Source organism: Synechococcus sp. A10-1-5-1 (assembly GCF_023115425.1).
Lineage (GTDB): Bacteria > Cyanobacteriota > Cyanobacteriia > PCC-6307 > Cyanobiaceae > Vulcanococcus.
The window spans coordinates 1247288-1261605 of record NZ_CP096032.1; the positions used below are offsets into that span (position 1 = coordinate 1247288).

The window sequence follows — 14318 nt, forward strand, 5'->3', positions numbered from 1 at the left end:
GAACCCAACCAACGATTCAGCTTCTTCTCGAACCTCGAGGACGGTTGAATCAGAAGCCCCCACCGAAAGGTGGGGGCTTTTTGTTGTTGCCAATGGGCCAGGAGCGCTACGCCTTATTCCAGTGAACGGGCTTACGGCGGTTGGGATAAAGCTCTTGGCACAAGGGGCAGACACGTCCATCACAACCGCGGGCCGTGCAGAACTCCCGCCCGTAAAAAATGATCTGCAGGTGCAGCTTGTTCCAGGCGGATTTGGGGAAGAGACGCTTGAGGTCCGTTTCGGTGCGGGCAACGCTATGGCCACTGCTCAAGCCCCAGCGCTGCGCCAAACGATGGATATGGGTATCAACAGGAAAGGCCGGCACACCAAAGGCTTGGGCCATGACCACACTGGCGGTCTTGTGGCCAACGCCAGGGAGGGCTTCAAGGGCCTGAAAACTGCTGGGCACCTCACCGTCATGGCGATCCAGGAGCAACTCAGCGAGGCGCTTGACATTCTTTGCCTTGGTTTTGGCTAACCCCAGCTGACGAATACAACCAAGGATCTCTTGCTCTTCCAGCTGCGCCATCGCCGCAGGATTGGGTCCTGCGGCAAAGAGAGCAGGAGTGACTTCATTGACCTTTTTGTCGGTGCACTGGGCACTGAGAAGCACCGCGATCAACAGCGTGAAGGCATCGCTGTGATCCAGGGGGACGGGAGTTTCGGGGTAGTACTCCTCGAGGCGCTGCATGATCAGCGCCGCTCGCTCCTCTTTTCTCACCCAATCGGTCTCTTGAAGGCCGCGACGCTAATCCGTGGCGATGCAGCGCTGCCGCCTCCTGCAAGCAGACCAGAAAAGGCAGAAGGATTTAACCGGCAAACGATCTTGCGAGGACACCGGAAACCCCCGGCTCTGCAACAAACAGACTCCCCGCCAAGGGCTGCTGCCTTAGTTCTGCTTCCGTCAAATTGCGGCGGGCCGTGGTGATGAACAGCTGATCCATCGCTGGGCCACCAAAACAACACGACGTGACCTGCTGGCAGGGCAACCGCAAGGTGGCGAGATGTTCGCCACTACCAGGATTCCAACGGGTTACGGCACCACCGCCAAAGAGAGCGATCCACAGCATTCCCTGGTCGTCAATGGTCATGCCGTCTGGCAAGCAGTTCCACAAAGCAGGGATCTCAATGCAACATGACGCGGCTCCAGCGAGCTGCCCATCAGGCGCCAACGGAATGCGCATGACCTGAAGGGTGGGGGAGTCGATCAGGTACAACCAACGGCGATCCAAGCTCCATGCCAATCCGTTGGAGATGCTGAGATTGTCCAAAGCACAGTGGCTATGGCCAGACGTTCCCAAACGCCATAACGCTCCAGCTCCAGCTGAAAAGTCGTAGGCCATCGTGCCTGCCCAGAAGTGACCCCAGGGATCGCACTTGCCATCGTTAAAACGATTCCCAGGCTTGTGCTGCTCAGGGTGATGCAGGGGAGTCAAGTCGCCGTTGCTGGGATCAACGCGCAAGAACCCTGTCGCCGTGGCCGCCAGAAGATCCCCGCCGGCCGTTGGGACCGCGCATCCCACATGACTACCGATGAACAGGTCACGATTGCGGCCTGTGGTGGGATCCAACAAGCCGATGGTGGAAGCCTCAATATCAACCCAAACGAGTCGATGCTTCTTCTGCCACCAGTGGGGGCCCTCTGCCAAGCCAGCACGAGCCTGAAGAAAAGGACGGACTTCTATCTCGAGGTCAGCCCCATCCAGGGAAGGCGGAGCCATCCACGCCACTGCTTTTGGTCAGTATGGGCCTGCCTTCGACTCTTTACGCTCGTGGGATCTTGAGCTTGTTATGGGCAGCAGCTTCGGCGACCTCTTCCGCATCAGCACCTTCGGGGAATCCCATGGTGGTGGTGTTGGCGTGATCGTGGAGGGCTGTCCGCCGCGATTGGAACTCGACCTGGAGGCGATCCAGAGCGACTTGGATCGGCGCAAGCCAGGCCAAAGCAAAATCACCACCCCCCGCAAGGAAGACGACCGGGTCGAAATCCTGAGTGGTCTGCTCGATGGGGTCACCCTCGGCACCCCGATCGCCATGGTGGTGCGCAACAAGGATCAGCGGCCGCAGGACTACAAGGAGATGGAGGTGGCTTTCCGCCCCTCCCACGCCGACGCCACCTACCAAGCCAAATACGGGATCCAGGCCCGCAGCGGCGGTGGACGCGCCTCCGCCAGGGAGACGATTGGCCGCGTGGCCGCCGGTGCCATTGCCAAACAGCTCCTGAGCAAAGCCCACGGCACCGAAGTCGTGGCTTGGGTCAAGCGGATTCATGACATCGAGGCGCAAGTCGATCCCGCCGCAGTGACCCTGGATGCCGTGGAACGCAACATCGTGCGCTGCCCCGATCCCGCTGTGGCAGAGCAGATGATCGAGCGCATCGAAGCGATTGGCCGCGAAGGGGATTCCTGCGGCGGAGTCATCGAGTGTGTGGTCCGCGGTGTTCCCGCCGGGTTGGGGATGCCCGTCTTCGACAAACTCGAGGCGGATCTGGCGAAAGCGGTGATGTCACTGCCGGCCACCAAGGGCTTTGAGATTGGCTCTGGTTTTGCCGGAACCTTGCTGAAGGGCAGCGAACACAACGATGCATTCCTGCCCACCGGTGATGGCACCCTGCACACCGCCACAAACAACTCCGGTGGGATTCAAGGGGGAATCAGCAACGGCGAAGCCATCGTGATTCGCGTGGCCTTCAAGCCGACAGCGACGATTCGAAAGGCTCAGCAAACGATCAACGCTCTCGGTGAAGCCACGACCCTGGAAGCAAAAGGTCGGCACGACCCCTGCGTATTGCCCAGGGCCGTGCCGATGGTTGAAGCGATGGTCGCCCTCGTACTGGCTGACCACCTCCTGCGGCAGCAGGGTCAGTGCAGCCTCTGGTGAGAACGAGTCAACGCAAGCTGGTCAGCTGAGCGGCTCCGTTACTGCCATTGGTGGAGGGTGCCCCGCCCAAACGGCCGACCGCTTTCGCCATCCGCTTTGCCACTGAACCGCCAGCTCGGGTCACTCCGGTCTTCTTCACCGGGTTGCGTGCAGCTTTCTTCGCCACTGGCTTGGCCTTCGGCGCAACCTTGGGTTTAGCTGCTGCTGCCGGCTTGGCCTTCGCCTTAGCCGCAGTACTCGCTGCTTTCTTGGGGGCAGCTTTCTTGACAGCTGTGGTCTTGGCGGCTGGCTTGGCCTTCACGGCGGCCCGCTTGGTGGTGGTTGGCGATGTTTTTTTAGCTGAGGCCTTCTTGGGGGCCGCTTTCTTCGGAGCTGCCTTGCTGATGCTGCTGCGGCTGCGATGGCTCAGGATCAGTGCCCATTCCGCATCCGAGAGATTCGCAGGCTTGGCGCCATGGGCGTTGGCGAGCTTGGCCGCTTTCTCAATATCGGAAATGAGGTTTTTCCAGGAGGTCGCGAAGCGCTTGTCGGATTGCGACTTGGCACCGCTTTCAACCAGGGTCTCGACAACCCCGGCTGCGGTGACTTTCTTGCGGCGGCGATTGAAGATCTCCTTTTGGAGCTGAGCGATCAGAGCATCAGCTTTATCGCTCAACTTGATGGTGAGTTGAGACATAGATCGAAAGACGTCTATCTCATGAGTAACACTCTGGTCTCAATCTGACAACAAGCGGCCATCGGCTCGCTCTTCGAGCCATGCGAGCAATGCGGTCAATCCAGGGCGCAATCGAGGCGGTTCGTGCGGAGCCAGAGACGTCTCAAACAAGCTGCCCCCCAGGGCAACTGCATCCACACCGGACTCAAACCAGAGGCGTGCATCCATGGCTGACAACCCACCAGCCGCAATGCAGTAAGGCAATGGCGACAGGGGGCCTGCAAGCGAAGACCAATAGCTCGGGCCCACACTGCTGGCCGGGAAGAGCTTCACCGCTGGCGCTCCGAGAGCCTGGGCCTTCGCCACTTCCGATGGGGTGTACACACCGGGGACCAGGGTGATGCCGTCCTGCTGGGCTTGAGCCAAAAGTTGAGGCTCAAGGATCGGGGACACCACGTAGTCCAGACCGGCTTCTTCTGCTGCGGCCAAGCCCTGGAGACAACGGACCGAGGCAGCACCGAGGCGAAGCGCGGGAAAGCGCTGACGCAGGTCAACCGCAAGCTCCACCCAGGCGGGTGTCAGGGTCACGGCCAACTCGACGTGGCGCAGCCCGGCATCAACCAGTTGGCTCAGCTGCTCTTGAGCCGAACGGAGCTCAGACACACGAAGCACCGCCAGCACAGGCTGGCGGTGCAATCCCTTCAGGAGACCAGAAGGATCTGAGGGGAGGACCTCAGACGTATTCGGCGACGCGAACATCGCTTCGGATCAACAGCTCTTGAAGATCCTCAGCATCGACGGTCTCGCGCTCCACCAGCATCTCGGCGAGCTCATCGAGCACGCTGCGATTGCCGTTGAGAACCGCAGTCGCCCGCTTGTAGGCCTCGGCCACCAGCAGACTCACCTCTTCATCGATGGCGGCGGCGGTGTCCTCGGAGAAATCACGCTCCGAGGCGATGTCACGACCGAGGAACATTCCGCCTTGGCTGCGACCCAGGGCGACCGGACCGAGACGATCACTCATGCCAAAGCGAGTCACCATTTGACGGGCGACTCGAGCGACCTGCTGGAGGTCGTTGGAGGCACCCGTGGTGACTTCGTCTTCGCCGTAGACGATTTCTTCGGCAACTCGGCCGCCAAGAGCAACGGCCATCTGGTTGTGCAGATAGGCACGGGAGTACAGGCCCGATTCCATGCGCTCTTCACTGGGGGTGAAGAAGGTCAGACCACCGGCGTTGCCGCGGGGGATGATCGAAATCTTCTGCACGGGGTCGTAGTCGGGCATCAAGGCACCGACCAGAGCATGTCCCGCTTCGTGATAAGCCACGAGGCGCTTGCGCTTCTCACTCATCACCCGATCCTTCTTCTCAGGACCAGCCATGACCCGCTCAATCGCATCATTCACTTCGTCCATCGAGACTTCGGTGAGCTGACGGCGAGCGGCAAGGATTGCGGCCTCGTTCAGAAGGTTGGCGAGATCAGCACCGGTGTAACCGGGGGTACGGCGAGCGATCTTGTCGAGATCGACGTCCTTGGAGAGCGTTTTGCCGCGGGCATGGACGCCAAGGATCTGAAGACGACCGGCGTAATCGGGGCGATCCACCACCACCTGGCGATCAAATCGGCCGGGACGCATCAGCGCCGCATCCAACACGTCAGGGCGGTTGGTTGCCGCAACGATGATGATTCCGGTATTGCCCTCAAAGCCATCCATCTCCGTGAGGAGCTGGTTGAGGGTTTGCTCGCGCTCGTCATTGCCGCCGCCGAGGCCAGCGCCGCGCTGACGACCCACGGCGTCGATCTCGTCAATGAAGACGATGCAAGGGGCGTTCTTCTTGGCCTGCTCAAACAGGTCACGGACGCGGCTGGCGCCCACACCGACGAACATTTCGACGAACTCCGAACCGGAGATCGAGAAGAAGGGAACCCCAGCTTCGCCTGCAACAGCCTTGGCCAGCAGGGTTTTACCGGTACCCGGAGGGCCCACTAACAGAACACCCTTGGGGATCTTGGCGCCGACTGCGGTGAAGCGATCGGGGTTCTTGAGGAAGTCGACGACCTCGGTCAACTCGAGCTTGGCGCCTTCGATGCCGGCAACATCACCAAAGGTGACTTGGGTCTCGGGCTCCATCTGAACCCGGGCCTTGCTCTTGCCGAAGTTCATGGCGGGGTTCCCGCCACCGCCCTGGGCACGGCGGAGCAGGAAGAAGAGGCCACCCAGCAGAAGCAGGGGGAAAATCAGGGAACCCACGGCTTGCTGCCAAGCCTGGGGCTGACGGGAAGGCTCAACAGCGATGTCGACCTTATGGCCTTCCAGGAGCTTGAGCAGATCCTTGTCAGGGGCAAGGTTGACAACGGCACGCTGACCGTCGTTTTCCACGACTTGGGCGGTGCCCCGATCAGGAGCAATCAGGACCCGGGACACCTCATTGGCTTCAACGGCTTCAACGAAGTCGCTGTAGCGCAGGGTGCGTGGCGCATTGGCGGGATCTGGACGATCCAGGAACGCCGTACCCACGGCGATCACCACTACGGCTAAAAGGACGTAAAGCCCTGCATTGCGCCAGCGCTTCTTCACTTGGTTCTCCGCTCGATCGAGGACAGTGATTAAGGAATGTTAACCGGACTCAGGCAGCTGAGCGCAGAACCTCGACAACGCTCTTGAAAGCGAACCATTCGGGAATTTCTTCGCCACCGCGCAGCATCTGGCGGAACTGGGTGCCACTCAGCTTCCTGACGTGCAGGCCGCGGGCGTCAGCATGCTCGGCGGTCACGTAGCCCTCTTCCTCGGTGTAGACGAGGTTCAAGGACGGAACGGTCTCCATCCCCAGTTCAGGAGCGTTCTCGCGGGCGAAGTCCTGAGCCTGGTATGCGCCGTAAAAGTCTTCACCGCTGATGGAGGACTTACAGCCGGCCATGTCGCGGCCAATGATGAAGTGGGTGCAGCCGTAGTTCTTGCGGATGATCATGTGCTGCAACGCCTCACGGGGTCCAGCCATGTGCATCGAGTAGGGGAGATACGCCCAGCGGATGCGGGGGTTGTTCACTTCAGCGGCCAGGCGCTCATAGGTCTGGAAGCGAACAGCGCCGGGGATGTCGTCGTCCTGGGTGGGGCCGCAGGTGGGGTGCACCAACACGACACCTTGGTCGCTCACATTGGTGGCATCCAGGGCCCGGGTGAAGAGCTCGTAGTGCGCACGGTGGATGGGGTTGCGGCACTGGAAGGCCACCACGTCCTGGCCCTCGGGCAGGTTCGCGCGCACCTCAGCGGGGGTCTTACAGGGGAAGACGCGCTCGGGCAGCTCCAGGCCTTGAATCGAACCGCCCAGGTAGAAGCGACCGCGCTCGGTGGCGATCATCTTCACCGCCGGGTGCTCCAGAGAGGACGTGCCGTAGCAGCCCACGGCCTCACGGGCCTTGTCGGGCTCCCACTTGCTCTCAACGGTCATCACGGCCAGCTCTTGACCGCGGTAGGTCAGCAGCAGCTTCTGGCCGACGGCGATGTCGTCGCGATCGGTGTCCATCACGATCGGTAGACCGAAAAGGAGGCCGCTAGTGGTGCGGTTCTTCTCGACCACCGAAAGGTAGTCGTCCTGGTGCATGAAGCCGCGCAGGGGCGAGAAGCCACCCACCATCAGCAGCTCAACGTCACAGGCATTGCGGTCGGAGCACTCGACCACGTGGTCCACGCCGGCCTTGACCGCCTCGCGCTGCTCCTCAGGCACCCGCAGGTCCACGAGGGTGCCGCCGTGGGGAGCGATCAAACCCTGACGGGGTGCTGCAGCTGCGGTGGTCATGGCGGCGCGGAGTGGATCCAATGCCGGCGATTCTCCCAGAGCACTCGAGAAGCCATAAAAAAGAGGGCTCCGAAGAGCCCCCTAATCAAGCGTTCTGAGTCCGGAGAGGGATCAGGCCTTCTCGAGGCGGCCGTAGAGCTGGCCAACGATCTTGACGTCGACGGGGTCATGGCTGCCCATGTCGGTGTCAGAGGGCTGAACAGCGGTGAAGACGCCGGCGAACTCACCGGTGGAAGCATCCACCTTGGTGATCGAGAGGTTCATCTCACCGGTGCCGTCGATGTAGCGCTTGCTGTTCTCGCGGGCCAGCTCGTCGTCCTGACCGTTCAGAGCGATCAGGCCTTGGGCGTACTGAACGCCGGTGGTCAGCGCACGGCCCTTGGGATCAAGGAAGTTGGAGGTGCGGTAGCTGGGGACGCGATAGGCGCCATTGAGGTCGGTGCTGGTGCTGATGGCGGTGCCGTCAGCGGTGGCGTCGAGCTCCTTTGAGGAGAAGGTGAAGGGCACCTCCTCACCACCGGGCAGCAGCACGGTGACGATCTGGAAGTCGATGCCGCCCATCTCCTTGAAATTGATGCCGTTGCCGGTCACCGCCAGGTCGCCATAGACCTGATCAAGGCTGGTGGTGAAGCGAGTCAGAATCTTGGTGGCCACAAACTGGGCCTCCTGACGCTTGTTGGCGGGCTCGCCCTTCACATACACCTCAGCGGGGTGCATGCAGACCTCGCGCAGCTGGTACTTGGTGTTGCTGTCGAGGGGGATGGAGCCGCGGGCGGAATCCGGGAGGGTCGGGCAATCGTTAGCCAGACCGGTGTTGTGGATGTCGTCGTAGGTCAGATCGGCCCGATCAACAGCCTTTGCGCCGCTGCAAGCAGTCACAAGGGTCAAACAAAGGGCCAGCACGACGGCCAGCAAAGGACGGAAACGCATGGGGGAGAAACCGGTCTGGCGGGGAAAACCTCAGGGATGGGGTACGCCCGATCGGGATACTACCGGTGCAAAACGCCCATTCCGCGTACCATGTCGCGGCTCTCAACAACCTGTATGCGAGAGCGGCTGAATTAATCCCTGTATGAGCGACGCCAGCACCACCTCCCAGATCGACGACAGCTTGGTCCGAGGCGACTGGGAGGCCCGGCTGAGTTCAGAGCTGGAGAGCCTGGAGGAGCTGGCCGCCGAGGTTGATGGAGAAGCCCAGGCCCTGCTGCTGCTGCTCCGTCGCCTGGAGGAACTGCATCGGACGATCCAGGACGGCGCCTTCCGCTCAAGCCTCCCGTCCGATCGCGGAGAGCTCTTCAATTTGTTGAAAGGCATGGAGAAGAGCGGCGGCTGGCCCTACATCCCCAGGCTTCAGCTGAGGACCTTCATGGACCTGCTGCAGAACGACGACGACTCAGCCCTGGCCGCCTGAAGAGGCAGCCAGTGCACTGAGCAGCCGATGGGCCAGGGCGAGCTTGCTGGCCAGCTCAACACGCTCGACTGCCGCACCGGGGCCGAGGATCCAACCCTCGTTGGAGAGGCTGCCAAAACCGGCCCCTGGCGCATCAATCGGGTTGGCAAAGAGCAAATCACAACCTTTGCGCGCCAGCTTGGCTTGCGCCTGCGGGAACACATCACCGGTGTGGGCTGCGAAACCCAGGATCACCTGGCCTGCGGGGCGACGATCCACCAGAGCACGCAGGAGATCGGGCACAGGCTCCCAGCCCGCCTCCATCGCGAGCGCGAGGGCCTGCTTATCGGGCTTGTGACTGAAGCGCTGCTTGGGACGGTGGTCAGCGACTGCCGCGGACATGGCAATGGCACTGGCCTGGGGCTGGAGCTCCTCAAGACACTCCTGAAGCTCGGCTCCGGTCTCAATCGGATGGCAGTGCACACCCTCAAGCCAGGCCGGCTCGACCTGGAGGGGCCCATGCACCAAATCCACCTCAGCGCCGCGTAGACGCGCAGCCTGAGCGAGTAAGACCCCCATGCGCCCGGTACTGGGATTACTCACGCAGCGGGCTGGATCCAACCACTCCCGCGTCGGCCCAGCGCTCACCAGCAGGCGGCGTCCTGTCCAATCGCGCTGCCACCCCCAGGTCGCGAGGGACTCCAGCGCGAGCAGTAACGACGCGGGCTCGGCCATGCGCCCGGCCCCTTCCCGGTCACAGGCCAGCAGACCTTCAGCGGGCCCCAAAGGCAACACCCGCTCGAAATGCTGAAGGGTTTGCCAATTGCGGAGAACCCCAGGGGAACTCCACATGGCGGTGTTCATGGCCGCAGCCGCCAACACCGGAGCTTCGGTGGCCAGCAACACTGATGCCAAGAGGGTGTCCCCGAGCCCATAGACCCAACGCCCCAGGCTGGTGGCCGAGAGCGGAGCCAACAGCACCAGCTCTGCCCACTCCGCCAGTTCCACATGCAGTGGGCGAGCGGCGGTGTGGCTCCACTGGTCCGCGTCGAGGTAGCAGCGCTGACGACTCAGGCTCGCAAGCGCCACCGGACTGACCAGCTGCGCGGCGCTGGGGGTCAAGACGCAACGCACCTCTGCTCCGCGCTTCGCCAGAGCACTGACCACCAGTGGGAGCTTGACCGCAGCAATGCTGCCGCTGATCCCCACCAGCACACGACGTCCCTTGAGGGGATCGGCCAGGGGCTCAGTCCTCATCAAAAGGTTCTTGATCGACCAAATGCACGTAGGGACGCGCCAGCTCCGGACGGTGAATGGCAATCGCCCGCAGCAGGTGCCAATCGTTCAACGCCGCAAAGGGGGTGGAGTAGTCATCGTCATCCAGACGACGCCCCAATTCCTCCATCGAGGCCTCGGTCTGCGCAGCGATCAACTCAGGGGTAATGGAGGCGGAATCGGTCATGGCCATTGAGGACTGATAAGTTCTGGCCAGGACAAGGATCCTTCCTGGTCTTTGGGGGGAATTAGCTCAGCTGGTAGAGCGCTGCGATCGCACCGCAGAGGTCAGGGGTTCGAGTCCCCTATTCTCCATCCACCCTTGAAATCCCTGCACGGATCTGGCCATGAACTGGAAACCAGAAGCAGAGGTCAAACTCAAGGAGATCCCTTTTTTTGTGCGTCCCGCCGTACGCAAGCGCATCGAAGCAATGGCCACTGAGGCCGGCTTAGATCTGATCGACGAAGCCTTTTTCGACGACGCCAAGGCCAAATTCGGCCAGAAGTAAGCCGCCCTTGAACCCTTGTGGGGTTTTGCGTGCTGGCTGCGGCCCGGTCTCTGCTAAAGGGCGATGGGGTAAAAGGGTTTAGCTTTCGAGACCTTTCCCGCTCATGTCGCAGTCGAAGCGCGAGCAAGTGGTGAGCCACCTGCGTTACATCCGCCAAGAACTGCGCGAGATGCATCAAGGCGTCATGGAAGACGGTCTGCTCCCTGAAGCAGGCGAGGTGCGTGGGGTGATGGCCCAGATGGAAGCGCTGCTGGAATTGCTGGAAGGTAAGGGCAGCCGCAAAGCCAAAGACGCCGATAGCTGAAATCAGCTGATCTGCTCAGCCCGGGGAAACCCGGGCTTTTTTAATGCCCCTGCGGTAAACCTCAACCAACCTGCTGAAGGCGCCTCCCCTGACCCTGCTGCCCCCACCCCAACGCACAAGGCTGCAGCGCAACCTTGGTGGCGCCTGGCCGCGCCTGGAGCGCTGGGCGAGCAACCCCTGGCGGCGGCTCTCGGTGCTGCTGATCGTGCTGCTGAGCACCTTTTTCCTGGGAAACGCCATCGCGACTCTCACGGGCGCGCGTTCGTTTCTCGACCCCCCAGCCGCCCTGCTCTGCGTCTTGGCCATCGAAGCGGCCATTCGTCTGCGGGGCCCACTGCTGCGAAACACCAGCAATCGCCTGGGGTTGCAACTGCTGGATATGAGCCGGATGGGTTTTTGCTATGGCCTTCTGCTGGAGGGCTTCAAGCTGCTCTGAGCTAACTGGCCGCCAAGAGATAGAGCAGAGCCATCCGAATCGGAATGCCGTTGGTGACCTGCTCCTCCACCAAGCAGAGGGACGGGTCATCGAGCAGTGCTCCGCTCATCTCGACCCCACGGTTCACCGGGCCGGGATGAAGCACCGGGATCTTGCCTGGAAGGCGCTCATGGGTGAGACCGAAACGCCGGTGGTAGCTCTCCAAGCTGGTGAGCAGATTTTGGTTCATCCGCTCCTTCTGCAGGCGCAGGGTCATCACGGCATCGGCTCCGACCAAGGCCTGATCGAGATTGCGCTCGATGCTGATGCGGCCGCGCTTGGCCACAGGATCACTGGCCTGCCCCGGCGGTGGGGCTTCAACAAAACTCTCGAAGGCCTGCGGCAGCAGGGTGGCTGAAGCGCAAAGGACCACATCGGCGCCGCACCCGGTCAGGGCCCAGAGATTGGAGCGGGCCACGCGGGAGTGGAGGATGTCGCCAACAATCACGATCCGCCGGCCCCGCAGCGCTTCTGGGGTTGGGCTCTCAGGGTTGAACTGACGCGCCAGGGAAAACAGGTCCAGCAGGCCTTGGCTCGGGTGGCTGTGCAAGCCATCCCCCCCATTGAGGACCGCGACGCGCTCGCCGCCGAGGTCGAGGTCGTTGGCCAAGGACGCCGGAATCCCCGTGCAGCGGTGGCGGACGACCAGCAAGTCGGCGCCCATGGCCACGTAGGTGCGCACCGTGTCGAGAAGGCTCTCGCCTTTGCTCAGGGAACTGGAGGAGGGAGAGAAGCTCTGAACATCCGCCGACAACCGCTTGGCCGCCAGCTCAAAGCTGCTGCGAGTGCGGGTGCTGGGCTCAAAAAAGAGGGTGGTGACGAGCTTGCCCTGCAGGGCCGGCAACTTGCGGGCACCACTGGTGGGCATAGCCCGAAACCGCTGGGCCAGCTCTAAAACAGTGGTGTAATCCTCAAGCGAGAAGGCCGCCAGATCCAGCACATGGCGGTGGGTCCAGTCGCTCAAGGTCTGCGGCAGTCGTCAACTGCAGGCTAGAAGCCCGAGGGACAAGAGGCCACGTCCCAGGCTTCAGCGACCGCAGGGGTGCGGTCCCCCTTGGCGCGGCGACTAATGCTGCGGCTGCTGCGCAGGTACCAGCGCCAAGGGGTGTCCTGGCCCTGGCTGATGCCGATGCGGCTGGTTTGAACCAGGTCATCCGCTGGAAACGCGGCGTGCCGTGGGGCGAGCCAAAGCCCCTGCTCCGGGTGGCTCGGGCAGCGGTCATGGCCGCGGTCGAGGCCAAAACGGCGCGCAAGCAGGGCTGGACCCGCTGCAATCCGCTCCGGCTCGCCCGGCATGACCAGGGCCCTGAGCAGAACGCCGTTAGCCCATTCGGCCCTGTGGGTCACCACGTTGACGCAGTGGTGAATGCCATAGCTCACATAGACGTAAAAACGCCCTGGCTCACCAAAGAGCGTTTCGTTGCTGGGGGAGCGGCGGCGGTAGCCGTGGCAGGCGGGGTCGTCCTGGGAATACGCCTCCGTTTCCACCACCACACCCCAGAGCAGGCTGCCGTCTGTTTGGCGTTTCACCAACCGGCAGCCAATCAGCGCAGGGGCAACAACCTCTGCGGGGCGGGCGAAGAAGGCGAGGGGCAGGGCTGGGAGGTGCTTCTCCATCAGATCCGCGCGACCTGCAGATCACAGTTAACCGAGCCGCCGCTGCAAGCCCCAGCCGCGGACGCCAGAATCAATCCATCGGCTCCGCCACTGCGATGCATTCCGACGGCTTCACCCTTGCCACGGTCCTGATTGGCGGCAGCGGTCTTTTCGTGCTGGCCACTTTGTTCTTCGGGACCAAGGGCGGCTACTACGACACCGACAAGTACGACGGCAACGGCACCGCCCACTAGAGCCGCCTAGGTCTCACTGGAGAGCCGCTCCGACTGAGGACAGTCCGAGGTGGTCTCGAGATCGTCCGGCAACGCGGAGCGACTGAAGTACGCCAGGCGGGTGCTGACCGCTCCAATGGAATCAAGGCGGACGGTTTCCTCCCAGCTGTGGAGTTCGTCGTCGTCTTCAGCGTCGTAGCGAAGGGTCACGAGGTCGCCTTCAAGCTCAACGACCAGTGCCTCTTCGATCCAGCGCTGCTGGTCGCGCAAGAACACCCAGATGGGCCGTTTCTCGCACTGATAGCGGTAAAGGCGTCGCTGAAGCATGGGCCGCCGCCGGATACCTAATCCTAGGGATACTGAACCAATCTCACGCCGCAGCTCCGTGGTTGCTCACTGCACCGAAGACATCCGACTGCAGCTGCGGAGCTGGCCGGAAGTGGAGGCCTATCTCCAGCAGAACAAGGGAGTGATCATTCCCCTGGGGTCTACCGAGCAGCACGGACCCACCGGGGCCATCGGCACCGATGCCCTGACCGCTGAAGCGGTGGCCCTTGAAGTCGGTCGGCGCCTGGGGGTGCTGGTGACCCCCGCCCAGGCCTTCGGCATGGCAGAGCACCATCTGGGGTTTGCGGGGACCATGAGTCTGCAGCCCTCCACCCTGCTGGCGGTCCTGCACGACCTGATCCTGTCCTTGGCCCGCCATGGTTTTGAGCGGATCTATGTGATCAATGGCCACGGCGGGAACATCGCCACCTGCAAAGCCGCCTTCGCCCAGGCCTACGGCACTGCCGCGGCCCGCGGCCTTCCGAATGCCGGGCGGCTGCGCTGCAAGCTCGCCAACTGGTTCATGACCTCAGAAGCCATGGGCCTGGCCAGGGAGCTCTACGGGGACAAGGAAGGACACCACGCCACCCCCAGTGAAATCGCCATCACCCTGGCACTGGAGCCCAGCCTGGAGAGCAAGCAGCAACCCCTGCCCGACCCAGCCCCGGCCGGGCCAATTCACAGCCCCGAGGACTTCCGCCGCCGCCACCCGGATGGCCGCATGGGATCCCATCCCTCCTTGGCCACCGCCGAAGACGGTCGCCGCTTTTTGGATGTGGCCGCGACGGGGCTGGTCACTGATCTGGAGCGCTTTTTGAGCGAGTCGGCCAGCTAGGTT

Annotated in this window: 19 protein-coding genes and 1 tRNA gene; 8 read left to right on the forward strand and 12 right to left on the reverse strand. The window is 62.5% G+C overall.

Annotated elements, in window-relative coordinates; all coding sequences use genetic code 11:
* Positions 1-106 precede the first annotated feature (106 nt).
* Positions 107-760, reverse strand: coding sequence for an endonuclease III (gene nth / locus MY494_RS06835; RefSeq protein WP_247909501.1), 654 nt, complete (start codon positions 758-760; stop codon positions 107-109).
* A gap of 88 nt (positions 761-848) precedes the next feature.
* Positions 849-1760, reverse strand: a complete 912-nt coding sequence (locus MY494_RS06840; protein ID WP_247909502.1) for an SMP-30/gluconolactonase/LRE family protein — start codon at positions 1758-1760, stop codon at positions 849-851.
* A 70-nt stretch (positions 1761-1830) separates the two neighbouring features.
* On the opposite strand from MY494_RS06840, the gene aroC reads away from it, so the two are divergent.
* The gene (gene aroC, locus MY494_RS06845; RefSeq protein ID WP_247909503.1) at positions 1831-2919 is read left to right on the forward strand and encodes a chorismate synthase; all 1089 of its coding nucleotides are present in this window, start codon (positions 1831-1833) and stop codon (positions 2917-2919) included.
* A 7-nt stretch (positions 2920-2926) separates the two neighbouring features.
* Here the strand turns inward: aroC and MY494_RS06850 are convergent, their stop codons facing one another.
* From MY494_RS06850 to MY494_RS06870, 5 genes are all read right to left on the reverse strand, one after another.
* Entirely contained in the window at positions 2927-3595 is a 669-nt protein-coding gene (locus MY494_RS06850) for a hypothetical protein (RefSeq protein ID WP_247909504.1), read from the reverse strand.
* Positions 3596-3634: 39 nt separating this feature from the next.
* Positions 3635-4270 carry a bifunctional 4-hydroxy-2-oxoglutarate aldolase/2-dehydro-3-deoxy-phosphogluconate aldolase gene (locus tag MY494_RS06855; RefSeq protein WP_247909505.1) on the reverse strand — a complete coding sequence of 212 codons (636 nt, stop codon included), beginning with the start codon at positions 4268-4270 and terminating at the stop codon, positions 3635-3637.
* Between the two features lie 37 nt (positions 4271-4307).
* Positions 4308-6152, reverse strand: a complete 1845-nt coding sequence (gene ftsH3, locus MY494_RS06860) for an ATP-dependent zinc metalloprotease FtsH (protein ID WP_247909506.1) — start codon at positions 6150-6152, stop codon at positions 4308-4310.
* A 49-nt stretch (positions 6153-6201) separates the two neighbouring features.
* A complete protein-coding gene (sat, locus tag MY494_RS06865; RefSeq protein WP_247911982.1) occupies positions 6202-7371 on the reverse strand; it encodes a sulfate adenylyltransferase in 1170 nt (389 codons plus the stop codon).
* Positions 7372-7482: 111 nt separating this feature from the next.
* Complete coding sequence (locus MY494_RS06870; protein WP_247909507.1) at positions 7483-8301, reverse strand: photosystem II manganese-stabilizing polypeptide; 819 nt, start codon at positions 8299-8301, stop codon at positions 7483-7485.
* A 142-nt stretch (positions 8302-8443) separates the two neighbouring features.
* Here MY494_RS06870 and MY494_RS06875 point away from each other — a divergent pair, with 142 nt between their 5' ends.
* The gene (locus MY494_RS06875) at positions 8444-8782 is read left to right on the forward strand and encodes a hypothetical protein (RefSeq protein WP_247909508.1); all 339 of its coding nucleotides are present in this window, start codon (positions 8444-8446) and stop codon (positions 8780-8782) included.
* Here the strand turns inward: MY494_RS06875 and coaBC are convergent.
* Both coaBC and MY494_RS06885 read right to left on the reverse strand, forming a co-directional pair.
* Positions 8765-10018, reverse strand: coding sequence for a bifunctional phosphopantothenoylcysteine decarboxylase/phosphopantothenate--cysteine ligase CoaBC (coaBC, locus tag MY494_RS06880; protein ID WP_247909509.1), 1254 nt, complete (start codon positions 10016-10018; stop codon positions 8765-8767). The two genes, MY494_RS06875 and coaBC, sit on opposite strands and share 18 nt — an antisense overlap.
* Positions 10008-10223, reverse strand: coding sequence for a DUF2555 domain-containing protein (locus MY494_RS06885; RefSeq protein WP_247909510.1), 216 nt, complete (start codon positions 10221-10223; stop codon positions 10008-10010). Before MY494_RS06885 ends, coaBC begins: the two co-directional genes overlap by 11 nt.
* Positions 10224-10278: 55 nt before the next feature.
* Here MY494_RS06885 and MY494_RS06890 point away from each other — a divergent pair.
* From MY494_RS06890 to MY494_RS06905, 4 genes are all read left to right on the forward strand, one after another.
* Positions 10279-10351 (forward strand) — tRNA-Ala (locus MY494_RS06890).
* A 32-nt stretch (positions 10352-10383) separates the two neighbouring features.
* Positions 10384-10545: a PCP reductase family protein gene (locus MY494_RS06895; protein WP_247909511.1), complete on the forward strand. Its 162-nt coding sequence runs from the start codon at positions 10384-10386 to the stop codon at positions 10543-10545.
* A gap of 103 nt (positions 10546-10648) precedes the next feature.
* Positions 10649-10849: a hypothetical protein gene (locus MY494_RS06900; RefSeq protein WP_010314552.1), complete on the forward strand. Its 201-nt coding sequence runs from the start codon at positions 10649-10651 to the stop codon at positions 10847-10849.
* 193 nt (positions 10850-11042) lie between these two features.
* Positions 11043-11285 (forward strand): DUF565 domain-containing protein, encoded by a 243-nt coding sequence (locus MY494_RS06905; RefSeq protein WP_371820566.1) that lies wholly within the window; start codon positions 11043-11045, stop codon positions 11283-11285.
* A 1-nt stretch (position 11286) separates the two neighbouring features.
* Here the strand turns inward: MY494_RS06905 and MY494_RS06910 are convergent, their stop codons facing one another.
* On the reverse strand, positions 11287-12288 hold the full coding sequence (locus MY494_RS06910; protein ID WP_247909512.1) for an aspartate carbamoyltransferase catalytic subunit: 1002 nt from the start codon (positions 12286-12288) through the stop codon (positions 11287-11289).
* Positions 12289-12314: 26 nt separating this feature from the next.
* Positions 12315-12941, reverse strand: a complete 627-nt coding sequence (locus tag MY494_RS06915) for a DNA-3-methyladenine glycosylase (RefSeq protein ID WP_247909513.1) — start codon at positions 12939-12941, stop codon at positions 12315-12317.
* A gap of 95 nt (positions 12942-13036) precedes the next feature.
* On the opposite strand from MY494_RS06915, the gene MY494_RS06920 reads away from it, so the two are divergent.
* A complete protein-coding gene (locus MY494_RS06920; RefSeq protein WP_185186311.1) occupies positions 13037-13174 on the forward strand; it encodes a hypothetical protein in 138 nt (45 codons plus the stop codon).
* A gap of 6 nt (positions 13175-13180) precedes the next feature.
* Here the strand turns inward: MY494_RS06920 and MY494_RS06925 are convergent, their stop codons facing one another.
* Positions 13181-13480 carry a DUF6679 family protein gene (locus MY494_RS06925; RefSeq protein WP_247909514.1) on the reverse strand — a complete coding sequence of 100 codons (300 nt, stop codon included), beginning with the start codon at positions 13478-13480 and terminating at the stop codon, positions 13181-13183.
* Between the two features lie 58 nt (positions 13481-13538).
* Here MY494_RS06925 and MY494_RS06930 point away from each other — a divergent pair, with 58 nt between their 5' ends.
* Entirely contained in the window at positions 13539-14315 is a 777-nt protein-coding gene (locus MY494_RS06930; protein ID WP_247909515.1) for a creatininase family protein, read from the forward strand.
* Positions 14316-14318 lie beyond the last annotated feature (3 nt).

Excerpts from the sequence above, each read along its gene's own strand:
- MY494_RS06840 (WP_247909502.1), bottom strand. The coding sequence starts at position 1,760 with ATGGCTCCGCCTTCCCTGGATGGGGCTGACCTCGAGATAGAAGTCCGT.
- aroC (WP_247909503.1), top strand. The coding sequence starts at position 1,831 with ATGGGCAGCAGCTTCGGCGACCTCTTCCGCATCAGCACCTTCGGGGAA.
- MY494_RS06850 (WP_247909504.1), bottom strand. The coding sequence starts at position 3,595 with ATGTCTCAACTCACCATCAAGTTGAGCGATAAAGCTGATGCTCTGATC.
- sat (WP_247911982.1), bottom strand. The coding sequence starts at position 7,371 with ATGACCACCGCAGCTGCAGCACCCCGTCAGGGTTTGATCGCTCCCCAC.
- MY494_RS06870 (WP_247909507.1), bottom strand. The coding sequence starts at position 8,301 with ATGCGTTTCCGTCCTTTGCTGGCCGTCGTGCTGGCCCTTTGTTTGACC.
- MY494_RS06875 (WP_247909508.1), top strand. The coding sequence starts at position 8,444 with ATGAGCGACGCCAGCACCACCTCCCAGATCGACGACAGCTTGGTCCGA.
- coaBC (WP_247909509.1), bottom strand. The coding sequence starts at position 10,018 with ATGAGGACTGAGCCCCTGGCCGATCCCCTCAAGGGACGTCGTGTGCTG.
- MY494_RS06885 (WP_247909510.1), bottom strand. The coding sequence starts at position 10,223 with ATGACCGATTCCGCCTCCATTACCCCTGAGTTGATCGCTGCGCAGACC.
- MY494_RS06895 (WP_247909511.1), top strand. The coding sequence starts at position 10,384 with ATGAACTGGAAACCAGAAGCAGAGGTCAAACTCAAGGAGATCCCTTTT.
- MY494_RS06900 (WP_010314552.1), top strand. The coding sequence starts at position 10,649 with ATGTCGCAGTCGAAGCGCGAGCAAGTGGTGAGCCACCTGCGTTACATC.
- MY494_RS06915 (WP_247909513.1), bottom strand. The coding sequence starts at position 12,941 with ATGGAGAAGCACCTCCCAGCCCTGCCCCTCGCCTTCTTCGCCCGCCCC.
- MY494_RS06920 (WP_185186311.1), top strand. The coding sequence starts at position 13,037 with ATGCATTCCGACGGCTTCACCCTTGCCACGGTCCTGATTGGCGGCAGC.
- MY494_RS06925 (WP_247909514.1), bottom strand. The coding sequence starts at position 13,480 with ATGCTTCAGCGACGCCTTTACCGCTATCAGTGCGAGAAACGGCCCATC.